Below are 15,585 nucleotides of genomic sequence, written 5' to 3'. Positions count from 1 at the left end.
GACAGCCATATGGAAAGGAGCCATTTCGAGCGTGTTACTCGTAATGGCTCCAGAGGTGGAGAACCTTCACGACCGCGCTCTAACGGTTCAGCCCTGTTGCGGTCCCGCCGCCTGCTGAATGCTGTCGATGAATTCCTCGCCATATTCATCAATGAAGCCTTGCCACACCGGCTTCACCGCTTCCTGGAAGGCTGCGGTATCGACATCGCGGTTGACCTCCATGCCATCCGCTTCCAGTTGAGAGATCATCTGCTCGGTCTGGTCGATGTTCATCTGGCGCTGCATGGCCGTGACGTCGTCGGCTGCCTTCTGCACGATCTGCTGCTGTTCAACTGGCAGGCTGTCGAATCGATTCTTGTTCATGACCAGCAGTAGCGCCGCGTAGGCGTGATTGGTCATCGACAGATACTTCTGCACTTCGTCGAAGTTGAACGACACCACGATACCCAACGGATGATCCTGGGCATTGACCACGCCGGTTTCCATGGCCGTATAGAGCTCGTTGACCTGGATCTGTTGCGGATTGGCTCCCAGCAGCTCGAACATGTTGTTGAGCACGATGGAATTGTTGACCCGCATGCGCAGTCCGTCGAGATCCTTGGGCTCGCGAATCGGGCCGCGACTGTTGGTCATCTCGCGGAAGCCGTTCTCGGGGAAAGCCAGCCCCTTGAGCCCGGAGTCCTCGAGTTCGCTCATGACACGATCCCCCGGTTCGCCGTCGAGCGCGTTGAAGGCGGCCTGGTGGTCGGTAAACATGAACGGCAGCGTGAAGGCGGCGGCCTCCGGCACCAGTCCAGTGAAGTTATTGAGCCCTGAAAGCGTGATGTCGATGATCCCCGAGCGAGCGCCGTCGATCATCTGCGAATCGTTGCCCAGCTGCCCGTTGGGAAATATCTGCACTTTCAGATCGCCGTTGCTGGCGCTTTCCACCTCCTCCTTGAACTTCTCCGCCAGAACCTGCTGCAGATCGCTCTGCGGCGCCGGGTGTGCGAAACGCAGCGTTGTCGCGGCCATGGCGGAGCTCGATACCAGCGCCAGCCCGAACAGCGTGGCGGTCGTTGCCTTGATGATCTTGTTCATGACACCTCTCCTTGCTTTGCAAGCCTTGTCAGGCTCTAGCCGATCAGCCAGTGCATCGGCACCGTAATGATCTGCGGCACCAGCACGAACAGTGCCAGCAGACCGATATACACCAGAACGAAGGGATAGACGCCGCGGACGGCATTGGTCATCGTCGTGTTGCCGACGCCGCACACCACGTTGAGCACGGTGCCCACGGGCGGCGTGATCAACCCGATACAGCAGTTGATGACGAACATCAGCCCGAAGTAGATCGGGTCGATACCCGCCTTTATGACCAGCGGCATGAATAGCGGCACCAGAATCAGGATGGCCGGCGCCAGATCCATGACCATGCCGACCAGCAGCACCACGACCATGATCGCTGCCATCAGCAGCTTCGGATTGTCGACCAGCGGGCCCAGCAGTTCGGCGAGCTGCTGGGGTAACTGAGCAATGGTGATCACCCAGGAAGCGACCATCGCCGCGCCGACCAGGAACATCACCAGGGCGGTCGAGCGACCGGCGCGAATCAGCACACCCATCAGTTTGCGCGCGTCCAGCTCGCGATAGACCACGGCAGAAACGACGATGGCGTAGACCGCCGCCACCACGGCCGCTTCGGTGGGAGTAAAGACGCCGAAGCGGATCCCGACGATGATGATGACCGGCAGCAGCAGCGCCCAGACGCTTTCTCGCAGCGCCTTGAGCCGTTCGCTGCGGGTCGCTTTCGGCTGCCGCGCGAGGTCCGATTTCCGCATCATGAAGCGCCAGGTGATCATCAGCGCCAAACCCATGAAGAGTCCGGGCACGATCCCGCCGATAAAGAGCTTGGCGATCGACAGATTGCCCGCCACGCCAAGAATGATCAGCGGCAACGACGGCGGGATGACCGGCGCGATGATGCCGCCGGCGGCCAGTAACCCCACCGAGCGAGAGGCGGGATAACCGCTCTTGCGCATCATCGGATAAAGAATGCTGACCAGTGCCGCAGCGTCCGCCACCGCCGAGCCCGAGAGCCCGGCCAGCAGCAGCGAAGTGATGATGGCGACATAACCCAAACCGCCGCGCCAGTGGCCCACCAGCGCCATGGCCAGGCGAACGATGCGATCCGACAGGCCGCCTACGGCCATCACCTCGCCCGCCACCATGAAAAACGGAATGGCGAGCAGCGCGAAATTATCGACCCCGTTGATCAGCGACTGAGAGAGGATATCGGCGCTGAACATGCCCATCTGCAACATCAGCGCACATGCCGCCGCCAATAGGGCGAAGGCTACCGGCAGGCGCAGCAGGATGGCGCCCAGCAGCACCGCCAGAAACAGAGCCAGCGTCATGGTCGGGTCTCCTTGCTACGGTCTTGCTTGTTACGGGCCTGCTCGTCATGGGCCTTCCGGGCCTGATCGGACGACGTCGGTAGCGATGCGCTATCGACGCCCGGTACTTCTATTCCCTCCGCCCCTGCGCCGGGAGCCCCTATTCCATCCGACCCCACGCCGGGCGCCTCCGAATATCCCGGACGCAGCAGCCCGATCAGTGCTGTGATGCTCATGAGCGCACCGGATACGACGCCGGCGAGATAGAAGAGTCCGGTGGGCAGGCCGGTGAGCGGCGAGATGTTGTGCCAGTTGGACAACGTCTGGCGCCAGCAGCCGATCAACAGCATGACCGAGGCAACCAGGATCACCAGCCACAGCAACCGCCCCAGCACCAGACGCACGGGGCGCGGCAGGCGGTCGAACACCTCGCCGACCGCCAGATGCTCGCCCTCTTTCAGACAGAGTGAGGCGCCCAGCATCACGATCCAGACGAACCCCAGCCGTGACAGCTCGATCCCCGGACGCAGCCCGGAGGAGAAGCCGTATCGCAACACCACGTTGATGAACACCAGCACCATCATTGCCGTCATCAGCGCGGCGATAGCCCACTCGATACCGCGCCAGAATGTTCGAATCGCTGCCATCACTGCCTCCCGCCCTGCTGGTTCAGCCCTGTATTCAGCCTCTGTATTCAGCCCCTGTGCTCATCAATCCCTTGCGTCGCCGGGTAGGCGATCGAGCTCGGCGATATAGCGCTGGGTCACGGTCAGATCCTCGTCGCCGAACCCGCGCCGGCCCAGATCCTGGTAAAGGGTCATCAAGGTGGCGAGCTGCGGCGTCACTACGCCGCCGCGCGCCGCTTCATCGGTAGCGAAGCCGAGATCCTTGATCATGTAGCGGGCCAAGCCGGACGGGGTGTAATCCTTGTCGATCAGACGCTGTTTGCGGGACTCCAGAAAGCGGCCGCCGGCATAGCCGCCACCGAGGCAGTCGAGCAGCTTCGACACGTCCAGCCCGGCGCGCTCGGCGATCACCGTGGCCTCCGACAGTGCCACCATGGTCGAAGCGACCACCATCTGGTTGCATGCCTTCGCCACTTCCCCGGCGCCCAGTGGCCCCAGCAGCATTGGCATCCCCATGGTCTCCAGCAGCGGCCGAGCGATCGCAAACGCGGCCTCGGTACCCCCTGCCATGATCGACAGTTTTCCTGCCTCGGCACCGTCGGCGCCACCGGAGAGCGGCGCATCGAGTAGCTGAACCCGGCCATCGGTCTGCTGCTCGAGCTCGCTGGCCAGCTCGCGCACGCCTTCGGGCGATGAGGTCGAGCAGACCACCAGCAGCAATGGATTCGATAGCCCGGCCAGCAAGCCGTCGTCGCCCTCGAGCAGCTCCCGCAGCTGCGGCAAGTCGGGGAGGACGGTGATGATCACGTCGCTGGCCGCCGCCAGCGCAAGGGGGCTATCACACCACTTGGCGCCCGCTTCCAGCGCCGGCTGCGTTCTTTCCCGCGAACGCCCGTAGACGCTAACCTGCGCCGCGACCCCCGAGGCCAGCAGATTGCGTGCCATCGGCATGCCCATGCTGCCGAGCCCCATCATGCCCACTCGGCGCCGACTATCGGCGTCAAGACCGGTGTCAGAATCGGCGCCAGAATCGATGCCAGAACTGATGCCAGAACCGATTTCAAAGTACTCGTCGAACGTCTGCATGGTGGCCCTCCGGCTAATCGTTGGCGCCGCCATCGGCGGCGAGATTCATGGGGTTGGCGATGCGCGCGGCCATGGCCCGAAGCGCTTCCACCGCACGCTTTTCGATCGCCTCATCGCAGCGCTCCTGCATCAGCGAGGTACCCAGGGCGTAGGCCTGCTCGCCGCTATACTGCGGTGCCACGGTCACTGCCAGCCCGCGCACCCCGGGAAAGACCTCACCCACGTCGAGACCATGACCGCGGCTGCGCACCGCACCAATCTTGTCCAGCAGCGCCTCGAGATCGGTAACCGAACGCTCGGTCCAGGCCGGACGCGTGGCGGGATCGCTGAAGCGGCGGCGGATCTCGTCGTCGTCGAGCCGTGCCAGCAGCGCGTTGCCCACCGCCGTGATCGAGGCCGGGAAGCGGCTGCCGATGCTGGCCGTCATGCGCAGCGGCATCCGCCCGGCATGCGCGGCGAGATAGAGCACTTCGGTGCCGTCGAGTACGGCCAGCTGGCAGATTTCATCGTGCAACAACGGCGTTTCGTTGCAGGCCTGGTAGAACGCCTGCACCGGATCGTCGGTGCGAAGGTAGGCGCCGCCCAGCTCCACCAGCCGCCGTCCTAGCTGGTAGCCGCTGCCACTTCTCGCGATCAGCCCGTCGGCTTCCAGTGTCAGACAGATATTGAACAGCGAGGAGCGGGCCACCGAGAGCTGGCGTGCCATCTCGCTGACGCCCAGCGGGGTACTGCCGGCCCGCTCCAATAGGGCAAGCACCCGAATCGCCCGGCTCACCGCCGGTGTCCGCTCGCCCTCACCCGCCATCAGTAGAATTCCACGGTATCGACACGATTGATCAGCGCTTCACCGTCGAGATAGCGTCGCGCGTTGTCGACGAATAGCTCGGCAATGAGACGGTCCTCGGCCTCGCTCAGCGCTGCGGTGTGCGGCGTCAGCAGGACATTGGGCAGATCCCACAGCGGCGAGCTCGTTTCCAGCGGTTCCACGGCGGTGACATCGAGCACCGCCATCCCCAAGTGACCGCTCTCGAGTGCGCGGATCAGCGCGGGTTCGTCGATCACCGTACCGCGCCCCACGTTGACGATCGTCGCCCCCGGCTTCATCGCCGCCAGCAGCGCATCGCCCACCAGGCCAGACGTGGCAGCCGTACCGGGTAGCGAACTCACCACTGCATCGGCGCGACCCGCCGCCTCGTGCAATCGATCGGGAGAGATGATCTCGTCGACATACTCGACCGGCCGCTGGTGGCGCGAAACGCCCATCACGTGCGCGCCCAGCAGCGACAGCTTGCGCGCCACTTCGCGCCCGATGCCGCCCAGACCCAGCAGCAACACGCGCTGCTCGCTGACCTGCCCCATCATCCAGCGTCCGCTCCAGTGATGAGCGCGCTGTTGATCGAGAATGCGGGGCAAATGCTTGGCACCAGCCATTACGCCAAAGACGGCGTACTCCGCCAGCGGCCCGCCGTGGACCCCGGCAGACGTGGTGAACTTGACCCGCTCGAGCTGCTCGGCGGAAAGGTTCGCTGCCTTCACCTGGCCGCCACCGCCGGCCGCCATGATGTGGACCCAACGCAGCATGGGGTTAGCGTCGATCGCGCGGGAGAGCCGAGCGGGATCGACGTCCGGAATGCCGTACAGCACCTCGGCGTCGGCAAGCAGCGCCTCGAATCGCGCCTCCTGCTCGGGCGTACGCCGGAAATTCGGATCCCCCCCGAAATCCGCCGGATGGCGCATGGGCGGCAACAACGATTGATCCCGCTTGAGCTCGAGACGGGGTTCGCGAGCCTCGATCCACTCGCACAACGCTTCACTCAACGGGGTTGCGACCGCGACCCTAAGCTTGCCCTCATTCATCAATTATCTGCCTCTCGAAATCACGACCATTGTCCAAGGAGCTGAACATCGTTCAGCTGAATGTACAGTGGTATTCTGAAAGGGTAAGCACGTCTTTGGTCGAGATTGAGGTCGGAACGGCTAGATCATTGGTCTGATATTGCTGGCGATCAAAACCGTCTAACGATGATCGATCCAGCAATGACGGATCTAGTAATGACTCAGGCCATCGGCCGCTAACCAAATGGGAGGGACATCGTCATGAAAGCGCTGGTGATACATGGCAAGCAGGATCTGCGTGAGCAGGAGTGGGAAACGCCGGAGCCTGCGGAAGATGAGGTGCGCGTGCGCATCGCCTGGGGCGGTATCTGTGGCTCCGATCTGCACTATTACCACGATGGCGCCAATGGGGCTTTCGTGGTGCGCGAGCCATTGATCCCCGGTCACGAACTCTCGGGCACCGTCGACCTCGACCCCAAAGGGGAACTGGCACCGGGAACACCGGTGACTTTCCATCCCGCCACCTTCGGTGAATGTCAGCCGGGACTGGAAGGCCAACCCCATCTGTGGCCGAACGGCGGCTACCTGGGCTCCGCCTCAACCACACCGCACACCCAGGGCGGAATGAGCGAATATCTGGTGATGAAACGCGACATGATTCGTCGCTTGCCGGAAACCCTGCCGCTCAAGCGTGCTGCACTGGCCGAACCGCTGGCGGTGGCACTGCACGGCATCAATGTCGCCGGCGGCGTTGAAGGTAAACGGGTCCTGGTCTGTGGCTCGGGACCGATCGGTCTGCTGGTGGCCGCCGCGGCGCTGGCCAAGGGCGCACGCGAGGTAACGGCGACCGACGTACACGAGGGGCCGCTGGAGCGAGCGCGGGCGTTAGGCGTACACCATACGATTCGTATCGGTGAGCAGACCCCGGACCCGGAGTCGTTCGACGTCGCGCTCGAGTGCTCCGGCGTACCGGCCTCGATCGATACGGCCATTCGTGCAGTACGTCGCGCCGGGGTGATCGCGCAGATCGGCATGATGGGCGCCGGCCCGCAGCCGCTGGAACTGGCGCTGCTGATCTCGAAGGAGATTCAGTTACGAGGGTGCTTCCGCTTCAACGACGAGGTCGATGACGCCATCGCCCTGCTCGACAGCGACGCGCGTTTCGACCAGGTCATCACCCATGCAATGAACGCTGACGACGCCATCGAAGCCTTCGCCATTGCGAAGGACGCTCAGGCATCCGGTAAGGTGCTGATACGACTCTGGTAGCCACAGCGTATATACTAGGTCAGTACTTCTTAGTCAGTACCTGGAAGCGACATGCAGAGGCCGTCATGACCAAACAATCCGTGTTCACCATGAAGCTCGAACCCGAGCTACGCGAAGCCTTCATGGCCGAGGCCGAGGCCGCCCACCGACCGGCGTCGCAGGTCGCCCGCGAACTGATGCGGGAGTACGTCGAACGCCAGCGCGAAGCGCGCGAGCACGATGAATTTCTACGCAGGAAGGTGGAAAAGGCTCGGGCCTCGATGCGGGCCGGTCGTGGCCGGCCGAACGAGGAGCTCGAAGTCGAAGCGGCGGCCCGTCGGACGGCCCTGCTGCGCCAGATCGATGAGGTCGGCGAGTGAAGGTGATATGGACTCCGGAAGCCTGGGCCGACCGGCAGGACATTGTAGTTTACATAGCGGAGGACAATCCAGTTGCCGCCGTGCGGATGGATCAGCTTTTCAGCGATGCGGCAGCAACTTTGACACAGTTTTCTATGCGGGGGCGACCCGGCACGATTGCCGGCACGCGGGAGCTAATCCCCCACGAGAGCTATCGCCTCGTCTACGAACTCGAGGGCGAGACGGTCTGGGTGCTGGCTCTGGTCCATGCCTCCCGTCAGTGGCCACCCATCCAGGATGAACACTCTGAGCGCTGAGGCCTTCCGGGCGCGCGCTGGAGGCGCACCACAAGATCCGTATTATTGAGCTGACCCGGACCCAGAGTCCTTCGACGTCACCCTCGAGGGCGCCGATGCGCCTGCCTCGATCGTTCGACACCCGGCTCGAAATGAAACAGACGAAATGAAGCTAAAGGGTGGTCGAGTTCTCTAACGACCACCCAAGCAAGATGACTCGTTGCCCCGGTCATTGGAGGATCGTATGGTTTGAGTCAGATGGAACTTCCAGGAATAGAGCCATGCAGATCAATGAGATTTCAAAAGCGGAGTTCAAAGCAAGGGCATTGGAAATCCTGCGCCAAGTCGAATCTTCCGGCGATCCAATTGTCATTACCGATAAAGGGCGCCCCGCCATAGAAGTGCGACGCTACCGAGCTGACCAACGCTCTCCGCTCGATCGTTTGCGCGGCAGCGTAGTTGAGCTATCTCAGCCGTTCGACCCGGTCGGTGAGGATGAATGGGAGACCCTCGTTTGATCGTACTCGATACGCACGCGCTGCTATGGCGGTAAACGAGGATCCTCAATTATCCAGCAACGCGCTGACTGCCATCAATCATGAGCTGCAAACAGAAGACGGTGCAATTCCCATATCCGCCATTACTACTTGAGAGATCGCACTACTCGTCGATAAAGATCGGCTGACGCTTTCCATGAGCATCGACGACTGGCTGGATACTGCTAGCGAAATAGACGGCATCAAGTTCGTGGACATACACATTCAAGTCTCCGCGAAACGATTCGCCGAAAACCATGACGTTGCGCCCACCCTGGTAACCGACCAGATAACCAACGGGCCTTGATGATAGGCTCACTCGCAATACCGAAACCGATTCGGACGTCCTCATGATTCTTCGTCCAGCAATCCATGCCAAGGATTCTCATCCGCTGGCGGGCTAGTGTCACGGTCGGCCTGGCTCAATAGTTGCTGCACGGCCAAGCGCTTTTCCCGAGGGATCAGCATCAGTTCGGCGTTGAGCCCTTCCGCGACCAGCGAGAGCGTGTCCAACCGCGGGTTGCCTTCGCGCTCCAGGCGCTGGTACTGCTGACGCGTCATGCCAATACGCAACTGCATGTCCTGCTGGGTCAATCGAAGCTGGCGTCGCCTCTGATGGATCTGGTCCACCACAGGTTTTCGATGCATACGTGGTCCTACCCTTCACAACATAGACATCATATAAGATGCTTTTTATAAAAAAGCATTTCATACGATTCCAAAGGGCAACCAAGGACCAACACGTAATGAAGGGCATCCATGGCAACCGATGCCCCATCGGGTGTGAATGCGGGCCACCGCCTTTCAGCGCTCCCCCGGAATCGAAAAACGCCCACCTGCGCTTTTCTCGTCGCGACCTTACTCGCGGGTGGATCGAGCTGGCTCTTGCCGCGCTTCCGACCGAGTGGGCGAAAACCAACCGATCACCACCGACCACCAGGAACGCGATCTGGTTGCCCGAGGCGTCGGCGAGCTTGCGCCTCGCGGCGCGGTATCGTCTTGAGGCTGGATCGCCTCAGTCTGAACGGGTTCGGGTCGAAGTGGCTCTGAAAATACTGGATCAGGAAAAAGTGGTTCTGGCACAAGCGGTACGGTTCGCGCCATCGCCGGCTGGAGCGGCCTCTCCTCGTCGTCAGGCAAATTTGCCGTTTTAGCTGTCGTTGGAGCCGGAGCTGTCGTTGGAGCTGGAGCTGGAGCTGGAGCTGGAGCTGGAGCTGGAGCTGGATTTAAAGCCGAAACTGGCGCGGATTCGCTGTCCACCACGGCATGCCGTGTCCCTCTCAAGAACGCCATGGCTTGAGAACGATTCAGCGTGTCGAGCATGTCTCTCAACATCGACAGTGCGAGATCGGCTCTTTCTAGAATATCGGCCTTATCCTGTCGGACGATACTGTCGATATCCGCGGCTTCCAGAAAGTTACGTTTCTTTGAATCGTAATCACGAAATTCAGCTTCAGGCCAAAAAAAGCGTCGACGCACTTTAACGTTCTTGTGTGAGCGGAACCCGGGACGATTCAACTTCAACTGCTTTCTCTGAGAAGGCCGCCCGCGAAGCATCAGTGCCAAGTATTCATCCTCTGAACGATACATTCGATGGATGACATAGGCTTTTTTGGGCTTGATGACAGATTCGCAGGCGAGTTCCGAGTGATCTTTGCTGAAGGCCATCGGTGCGCCGTCCGTATCACGGGGGATTACCTGTTTGCCAAAAATGGGGTAATGAATCCGAACATGTTTGATATCGATGTCGCGAATCGGAAACAAGGTCTTCAGATGTGAAGACAGCTCGTAACCTGCTCCATTACTCAACTGAGTAAAAGGAGTGCGCTGCCCCAGCTCACAATGCCACAAATGACAGATGGGCGCGGGCTGATCCTCACACACCGAGGCGGCCAGCTGATCAACGGTCATCTTGAAATCTTCCGGCATCCAGAACTCATCGATATCCAGAAACAGCAGCCAATCCACGTTCTGCTGCCGGGAGCTTTCGAGCTCCTTGGCGTAAGCAACCGTTTGCAATTTGGTACTGACGCCGGGATCACACAGATCCAGCCAATCGATGAACTCGAACGTCACTTGCGGGTAGGAACGGTTGATTCGTTCCAGCACGGCCGCCGAGGCGTCGGACGTTCTATTGATATAGACATGAATCAAGTCGAAACCAAAATGCAGGTGGTGAAAGACCCACTCTGCCAAATAAGGGCCCTCATCCTTGGCAACGGCGCAAACTTTGAATAACGGCTTCATGAACCCATCCTTGTTGACGTGTAACGCCTGAATATTGTTATAGCGACTTGTGTTAAATACTGATGCCCTGGACATCGTTACAGCAGTGGTTGACTGCAGTAAAATAAGTTCCGGAAGCTAGTATTTATGCGCGGAAAACTCAGCTCGACAGCATTACGCAACCCCATATCATCAGCAAGATGGTTTAACTAGCACGCCGGAGCCGGTCGACACTGGTGTAGCGGTCGAAAGTCTCGTCGACGCGACTCGGCGCATGCCGCCTGGCCCGGCGCTGGTAGTTCACCTCGAGCCGTAATAAAAAAAGCCACCCGAAGTTACATATAGCACGTAAAAGGGTGTAGTTTTGGTAGATAGCCACCTTCGGGTGGCTTTCAAGGAGGTTCGTCAGGCGAGCTTGTCTAACCGGGCTGGTCATAAAGAGCCAGTCACGAAGGACTGGCCATAAGGGACTTTTGAACCGCCGCCGAGGAGACCGATCAGTCACCGCCGAAAAGATCGCGCGTGTAGACCTTGTCGGTCACATCAGCCAGTTCTTCGGTCAACCGGTTGGCGAGGATCACGTCACAGCGGGACTTGAACGCCGCCAGATCGGCGATCACCTCGGAGTTGAAGAAAGTCGCCTCTTCCAACACCGGCTCGTAGACGACGACCTCGATCCCCTTTGCTTTCAGGCGTTTCATGACACCCTGCATGGCGCTGGCACGGAAGTTATCCGAGCCCGACTTCATGATCAGGCGGTAGACGCCAACGACGTTCGGATGCCGCTCCATGACCGATTTCGCAATGAAGTCCTTGCGCGTGCGGTTGGCATCGACGATCGCACCGATAAGGTTATTGGGGACGTCTTCATAGTTCGCCAGCAGCTGCTTGGTATCCTTGGGAAGACAATAGCCACCGTAGCCAAAACTCGGGTTGTTGTAGTGCTGCCCGATACGCGGATCGAGCCCTACCCCCTGAATGATCTGCTTCGCGTCCAGACCGAGAGTCTCGGCATAGGTATCGAGCTCGTTGAAATACGCCACCCGCATGGCGAGGTAGGTGTTGGCGAACAGCTTGATAGCCTCGGCTTCGGTACTGTTGGTCAGCAGCACATCGATGTCCTGCTTGATCGCGCCTTCCCGGAGTAGCTCGGCAAAGGTCTCGGCACGCGCCGAACGCTCACCCACGATGATCCGTGACGGATGCAGGTTGTCGTAGAGCGCTTTCCCTTCGCGCAGAAATTCCGGCGAGAAAATCAGGTTATCGGTTCCGAACCGGGTCGATGCCTCGCTGGTGTAGCCCACCGGAACGGTCGACTTGATCACCATGGTCGCCTGCGGATTCACCGCCATGACCTTTTCGATGACCGACTCCACACTCGAGGTGTTGAAATAGTTGGTGACCGGATCGTAGTCCGTCGGCGTGGCGATGATCACGAACGCCGCATCCTGGTAGGCCTGCTCTGCGTCCAGCGTGGCCGAGAACTGGATATCTTTCCGCGCAAGGAAAGCGTTTATCTCGGCATCCTCGATCGGCGAAACCCCGGTGTTCAACATCTCGACCTTCGCGGGGATGATATCGACGGCGACGACCTCGTGGTGCTGCGCCAGCAGCATGGCATTGGAAAGCCCCACGTAACCGGTTCCGGCTACCGCTATTTTCATAATCACGCATCTCCCTGCGACCGAAGCGGCTAAACAGCCGCCCGCCTCGCGACCTGATTCAATGATCCATGGGTATTCCTGGAACGATGCGTCATTCTATCAGACTCACCCGAGACCGAAATTAGGCGTTATCATGAACGTGCGCGCTCACGCATTTTCTTCAGGTCACTACGCGGGATCAGTTCGCCGAGGTAGTCCGCTGAAGACATCAGTTTGCGAACGCACCCCGGAAGTGGTTGTAACACTACACTTCAGTCAATCTTGTCTTTCCAATAGATGCCTTCTCTCACCGACTGCGCCGGTGTTCCCACACATAAGCACCCGCCCGGTAGGGACTTCAGCACCGTCGATCTCGCACCGACCACACTACCCGCCCCGATGGTAACGCCTTTATAGACATAGACGTTCTCCGCGATCCAAACGCCGTCTTCGACATGAATATCCCTTGCCGAGTTAATTCTACTGTCAGTAGAAGCATCATAGATCGCATGTTGATCGGATGTTCTGAATCTCACCGACGCCAAAAGACATTTCTTGCCGATGACAATATTGGTTCCGGGTTCTCCACAGTGGACCCTGGCTTCCTGGCTATTGAATTTGGTGCCCGCCCCCACCGAGATGGTGGAGCCCGATTTCACGATCAGACTGCCGTTAATCTTGCACTTGGCGCCAATCTCGATAACGGAATCGTTACCGTTGAATAGAATTCTCACGTCTATCATATTGACGCCAGCGCCGATAATCAGCGTATTGTTAACGCCCAAAAATCTGACACTTGCCCGCTTGATCACCTGGGCATTATTGCGCCCCTTAATGATATTCGTCGTTCCCCGCCCACGAACCGTGAGCCCCTTTTTCGGCTTCTCGACAGGCTCTTGAGGCGCATCGATGTTATCGGTCAAAACCCCACCCCACGACGTCGTATAATGATTTCTGCTCGAGCGTAGCTTCGGCTATCGATTCAAAACGATATAATCGATGAGTTCTTCGAGCTCACAGGCTCGTCCCAGATCGGGGCTGTAATATCTCGATAGCTCGACATAAGCGAAATGGAAGATGTCAGTGACACGTCTTTTCCTCGAGCGTCGATCGATATGAAGCCGATCCTGAGTCATTCCCCAACCTGCGTAGAATGGCATGCCATAGCAGTGCACTTTCTTGCCGGCCATCAATGCCTCGAACCCCATACCGGAAGTGACGACGTGGACTTCTTCGACGACATCAAATAGTGCATGGGGATTGACATCGAAGTCGATCAGAAACAGGTTATCGACATTCTTGATGAACGCGAGAGACTGATTGTCGAAGTAACTGCCTTTGCCGCCGGTAATCGAATCGGGGTGCTGTTTGATGAGGATATCGTGGTCCGGATAATGGTGGATCGCCTCCTGCAGCATCTTGCGGAATGTCGAATCATCGGCCATCCCCGATACGACGGACTGATCACCGCGGCGCTGGTCCAACAGCAGGATTTTCGGTTTATGCGAACGTCCTATCGAAAGCGGCGCGTCGGGGGCGTGGTTGTACTTGGAAACGCGATTCCCGACGATCTTGGCTATCAGCGCTTCCGCCCTGCCGTTTTCCTGTTCCGTCAGCTCCGGACCGGATTCCAGCAAGCGTTCCAGCCGAGAAGGTTTGGTGGCGTCATAGTAAGACGTCGTGTCATCCAGAATGATCGACAACCCCGGCTCACCGGAAAGCCCGATGCCTACCGAGCGTACGAAGCCATCCTCGAGGATCAATAGTTCGCGGCCGAGCGCGTTTCTCGCCTCCATCTGTTTCTTCTTCTCGATCTTCTCCGTGATACCCCACTGGACAAAGAGATCGACCGATGCCAACTCGATGAGCGAATCCTTGCCCTGGTTGCTCTGAATCCGCTGATTGGCGTTCAACATCGGCAGCAGATAACGCTGAACCCCATGCCAGGTCACGTCACTCGAGGGTATCGCGATGATATCGACGCGTTCTCGATTGAACACCTTGTTCAGAGGCGAGCGCTGCGGGGTCAGAACGTCGGGTTTGGCGGCTTCGATCAGATAATCCCTGATCCTTGTCGTCGAGCGCCCGTCGAAGCTACCGTTGGAGAACTGCGAGGCCGCCCATTCCATACCCGCCGGGTCAGCGGCGAATCCGCTAGTTCGATAGGTCTCGAGGTGGTCCTTGATGCCAGCGAGATTCCTGGCAACCGGAAAACGGCACGGCTCCCAGATCTGATCGAAATCGACATACTTGGTGGACAGCGGCATCTTGCCCATCAGAAAGCCTTCGAACATCATCGTACTGTTCACCGATGCCACGACATCGCTGTGGTAGATCGCCTCTTCGGGCGGAACGAGGTAGCACAGCGCATCATCGACGGCGGCACTATCGGAAAGCACCAGCCGCTTCGCGAGCCCAGCCCCCAAAATATTATCCTTGGACGGTGGCAAGCGGACAATCAACTGAAACTCGAGCGATTCGCAGGCCGTCAGCAGATCGCCGATAGCCTTGCGTTGGGACTCTCGCGCCACTTTCATATCCAACTGCGAGTCGAGAGGCTGCGAGGCAAACAGGACAGTTCGCCGCCCCGGCGATAGCCCGAAGAGGCGGAAATACTGAGACCGGCTGAGGTTGGGCAGATAATCGGTGTACTTGTCGAACTTGGGCGCCCCAACGCTGAGAAAGCGAGATTCCGGGTAGCCCCGTTCCGCGAATATCGACTTCTGCAGATCGCCCCACCCCAGGATGACGTCAGCCAGCGGCTGCGACGCGAACGACTTGGGGTCCCAGTAGTACTTGTTCTTGTCCACGAATACCGATTCATGAGGAATCAGGATTCTAGGTATGGAGAGTTCTTCGCAAACATGAGCGATCACCCGCATGATCGGTGCCCAGTCAAACGTGAAGATGATCCCGGCGAGTTTGGGCCGAAGCGGAATCAAGCGCCGAACGATCATCTTCCGATAAGTGTCCGGGTTCTCTCTCGCGAACCTTAGCACCTCTCGCCGATGGACATTCAGATCCGTCACGAAATCCAGCGGCGCGAGCGTGTAGTCCTGCTCGGACTGGATATTGTCGATCAGCGCATTGGTATGCTCGGTGATCCAGGGAATGTAGAGGAAGATCGGCTTGGCCGACTCCATGGCCAGCTTCAGCTCATAGCCTTCCTCGGGCCGGTACCAATCGGGGATCGAGCGTTCAACCTTCTGATCTTGAGGTTTGATGGCAACGATATTGCCGTTTCGCGACGCGCCATGCGCGGATTGACCGGCTTTCTCGGCCAGTTGCTTATTGCGGTAAGCGTCTTGCCAAAACTGGACCGGATGCTTGAAGAACTTGGTCGTTTTACTCATG

General features: G+C 59.2%; 15 protein-coding genes. 4 read left to right on the top strand and 11 right to left on the bottom strand.

The window, feature by feature from the left end; genetic code table 11:
• Positions 1 to 87: 87 nt before the first annotated feature.
• The 6 genes from DOM27_RS09950 to DOM27_RS09925 form a co-directional block, all read right to left on the bottom strand.
• Complete coding sequence (locus DOM27_RS09950) at positions 88 to 1,080, bottom strand: DctP family TRAP transporter solute-binding subunit (RefSeq protein WP_110655848.1); 993 nt, start codon at positions 1,078 to 1,080, stop codon at positions 88 to 90.
• Between the two features lie 35 nt (positions 1,081 to 1,115).
• Complete coding sequence (locus DOM27_RS09945; RefSeq protein ID WP_110655847.1) at positions 1,116 to 2,396, bottom strand: TRAP transporter large permease subunit; 1,281 nt, start codon at positions 2,394 to 2,396, stop codon at positions 1,116 to 1,118.
• A complete protein-coding gene (locus tag DOM27_RS09940) occupies positions 2,393 to 3,022 on the bottom strand; it encodes a TRAP transporter small permease (RefSeq protein WP_223162314.1) in 630 nt (209 codons plus the stop codon). Before DOM27_RS09940 ends, DOM27_RS09945 begins: the two co-directional genes overlap by 4 nt.
• A 63-nt stretch (positions 3,023 to 3,085) precedes the next feature.
• Positions 3,086 to 4,087 (bottom strand): NAD(P)-dependent oxidoreductase, encoded by a 1,002-nt coding sequence (locus tag DOM27_RS09935; RefSeq protein ID WP_110655845.1) that lies wholly within the window; start codon positions 4,085 to 4,087, stop codon positions 3,086 to 3,088.
• Positions 4,088 to 4,100: 13 nt separating this feature from the next.
• A complete protein-coding gene (locus tag DOM27_RS09930; RefSeq protein ID WP_110655844.1) occupies positions 4,101 to 4,892 on the bottom strand; it encodes an IclR family transcriptional regulator in 792 nt (263 codons plus the stop codon).
• Complete coding sequence (locus tag DOM27_RS09925; RefSeq protein WP_110655843.1) at positions 4,892 to 5,944, bottom strand: D-2-hydroxyacid dehydrogenase; 1,053 nt, start codon at positions 5,942 to 5,944, stop codon at positions 4,892 to 4,894. The genes DOM27_RS09930 and DOM27_RS09925 overlap by 1 nt, the downstream gene beginning before the upstream one ends.
• A 240-nt stretch (positions 5,945 to 6,184) precedes the next feature.
• On the opposite strand from DOM27_RS09925, the gene DOM27_RS09920 reads away from it, so the two are divergent.
• From DOM27_RS09920 to DOM27_RS09905, 4 genes are all read left to right on the top strand, one after another.
• Positions 6,185 to 7,192, top strand: coding sequence for an L-idonate 5-dehydrogenase (locus DOM27_RS09920; RefSeq protein ID WP_110655842.1), 1,008 nt, complete (start codon positions 6,185 to 6,187; stop codon positions 7,190 to 7,192).
• 65 nt (positions 7,193 to 7,257) lie between these two features.
• Positions 7,258 to 7,551, top strand: a complete 294-nt coding sequence (locus tag DOM27_RS09915; RefSeq protein ID WP_110655841.1) for an antitoxin of toxin-antitoxin stability system — start codon at positions 7,258 to 7,260, stop codon at positions 7,549 to 7,551.
• Positions 7,548 to 7,847, top strand: coding sequence for a type II toxin-antitoxin system mRNA interferase toxin, RelE/StbE family (locus DOM27_RS09910; protein ID WP_110655840.1), 300 nt, complete (start codon positions 7,548 to 7,550; stop codon positions 7,845 to 7,847). Before DOM27_RS09915 ends, DOM27_RS09910 begins: the two co-directional genes overlap by 4 nt.
• Before the next feature lie 260 nt (positions 7,848 to 8,107).
• A complete protein-coding gene (locus DOM27_RS09905) occupies positions 8,108 to 8,344 on the top strand; it encodes a type II toxin-antitoxin system Phd/YefM family antitoxin (RefSeq protein ID WP_110655839.1) in 237 nt (78 codons plus the stop codon).
• 366 nt (positions 8,345 to 8,710) lie between these two features.
• Here the strand turns inward: DOM27_RS09905 and DOM27_RS09900 are convergent, their stop codons facing one another.
• From DOM27_RS09900 to DOM27_RS09880, 5 genes are all read right to left on the bottom strand, one after another.
• Positions 8,711 to 9,010: a helix-turn-helix domain-containing protein gene (locus DOM27_RS09900; protein ID WP_110655838.1), complete on the bottom strand. Its 300-nt coding sequence runs from the start codon at positions 9,008 to 9,010 to the stop codon at positions 8,711 to 8,713.
• A 210-nt stretch (positions 9,011 to 9,220) separates the two neighbouring features.
• Entirely contained in the window at positions 9,221 to 10,609 is a 1,389-nt protein-coding gene (locus tag DOM27_RS09895; RefSeq protein ID WP_188113708.1) for a glycosyltransferase family 2 protein, read from the bottom strand.
• A 476-nt stretch (positions 10,610 to 11,085) separates the two neighbouring features.
• Positions 11,086 to 12,252, bottom strand: coding sequence for a nucleotide sugar dehydrogenase (locus DOM27_RS09890; RefSeq protein WP_110655836.1), 1,167 nt, complete (start codon positions 12,250 to 12,252; stop codon positions 11,086 to 11,088).
• A 251-nt stretch (positions 12,253 to 12,503) separates the two neighbouring features.
• Entirely contained in the window at positions 12,504 to 13,154 is a 651-nt protein-coding gene (locus DOM27_RS09885) for an acyltransferase (RefSeq protein ID WP_110655835.1), read from the bottom strand.
• 51 nt (positions 13,155 to 13,205) lie between these two features.
• A complete protein-coding gene (locus DOM27_RS09880; protein ID WP_110655834.1) occupies positions 13,206 to 15,584 on the bottom strand; it encodes a capsular polysaccharide export protein, LipB/KpsS family in 2,379 nt (792 codons plus the stop codon).
• Position 15,585 lies beyond the last annotated feature (1 nt).

It is taken from the genome of Salinicola halimionae, from assembly GCF_003206065.1.
Classification (GTDB): Bacteria; Pseudomonadota; Gammaproteobacteria; order Pseudomonadales; family Halomonadaceae; genus Salinicola; species Salinicola halimionae.
Note: the sequence above shows the minus strand (reverse complement) of the source record. Positions and strands in the feature narration are given on the sequence as shown.

Coding starts and splice junctions, on each gene's coding strand:
- DOM27_RS09950 (WP_110655848.1), bottom strand. CDS start 1,080: ATGAACAAGATCATCAAGGCAACGACCGCCACGCTGTTCGGGCTGGCG.
- DOM27_RS09945 (WP_110655847.1), bottom strand. CDS start 2,396: ATGACGCTGGCTCTGTTTCTGGCGGTGCTGCTGGGCGCCATCCTGCTG.
- DOM27_RS09940 (WP_223162314.1), bottom strand. CDS start 3,022: ATGGCAGCGATTCGAACATTCTGGCGCGGTATCGAGTGGGCTATCGCC.
- DOM27_RS09935 (WP_110655845.1), bottom strand. CDS start 4,087: ATGCAGACGTTCGACGAGTACTTTGAAATCGGTTCTGGCATCAGTTCT.
- DOM27_RS09930 (WP_110655844.1), bottom strand. CDS start 4,892: ATGGCGGGTGAGGGCGAGCGGACACCGGCGGTGAGCCGGGCGATTCGG.
- DOM27_RS09925 (WP_110655843.1), bottom strand. CDS start 5,944: ATGAATGAGGGCAAGCTTAGGGTCGCGGTCGCAACCCCGTTGAGTGAA.
- DOM27_RS09920 (WP_110655842.1), top strand. CDS start 6,185: ATGAAAGCGCTGGTGATACATGGCAAGCAGGATCTGCGTGAGCAGGAG.
- DOM27_RS09915 (WP_110655841.1), top strand. CDS start 7,258: ATGACCAAACAATCCGTGTTCACCATGAAGCTCGAACCCGAGCTACGC.
- DOM27_RS09905 (WP_110655839.1), top strand. CDS start 8,108: ATGCAGATCAATGAGATTTCAAAAGCGGAGTTCAAAGCAAGGGCATTG.
- DOM27_RS09900 (WP_110655838.1), bottom strand. CDS start 9,010: ATGCATCGAAAACCTGTGGTGGACCAGATCCATCAGAGGCGACGCCAG.
- DOM27_RS09895 (WP_188113708.1), bottom strand. CDS start 10,609: ATGAAGCCGTTATTCAAAGTTTGCGCCGTTGCCAAGGATGAGGGCCCT.
- DOM27_RS09890 (WP_110655836.1), bottom strand. CDS start 12,252: ATGAAAATAGCGGTAGCCGGAACCGGTTACGTGGGGCTTTCCAATGCC.
- DOM27_RS09880 (WP_110655834.1), bottom strand. CDS start 15,584: ATGAGTAAAACGACCAAGTTCTTCAAGCATCCGGTCCAGTTTTGGCAA.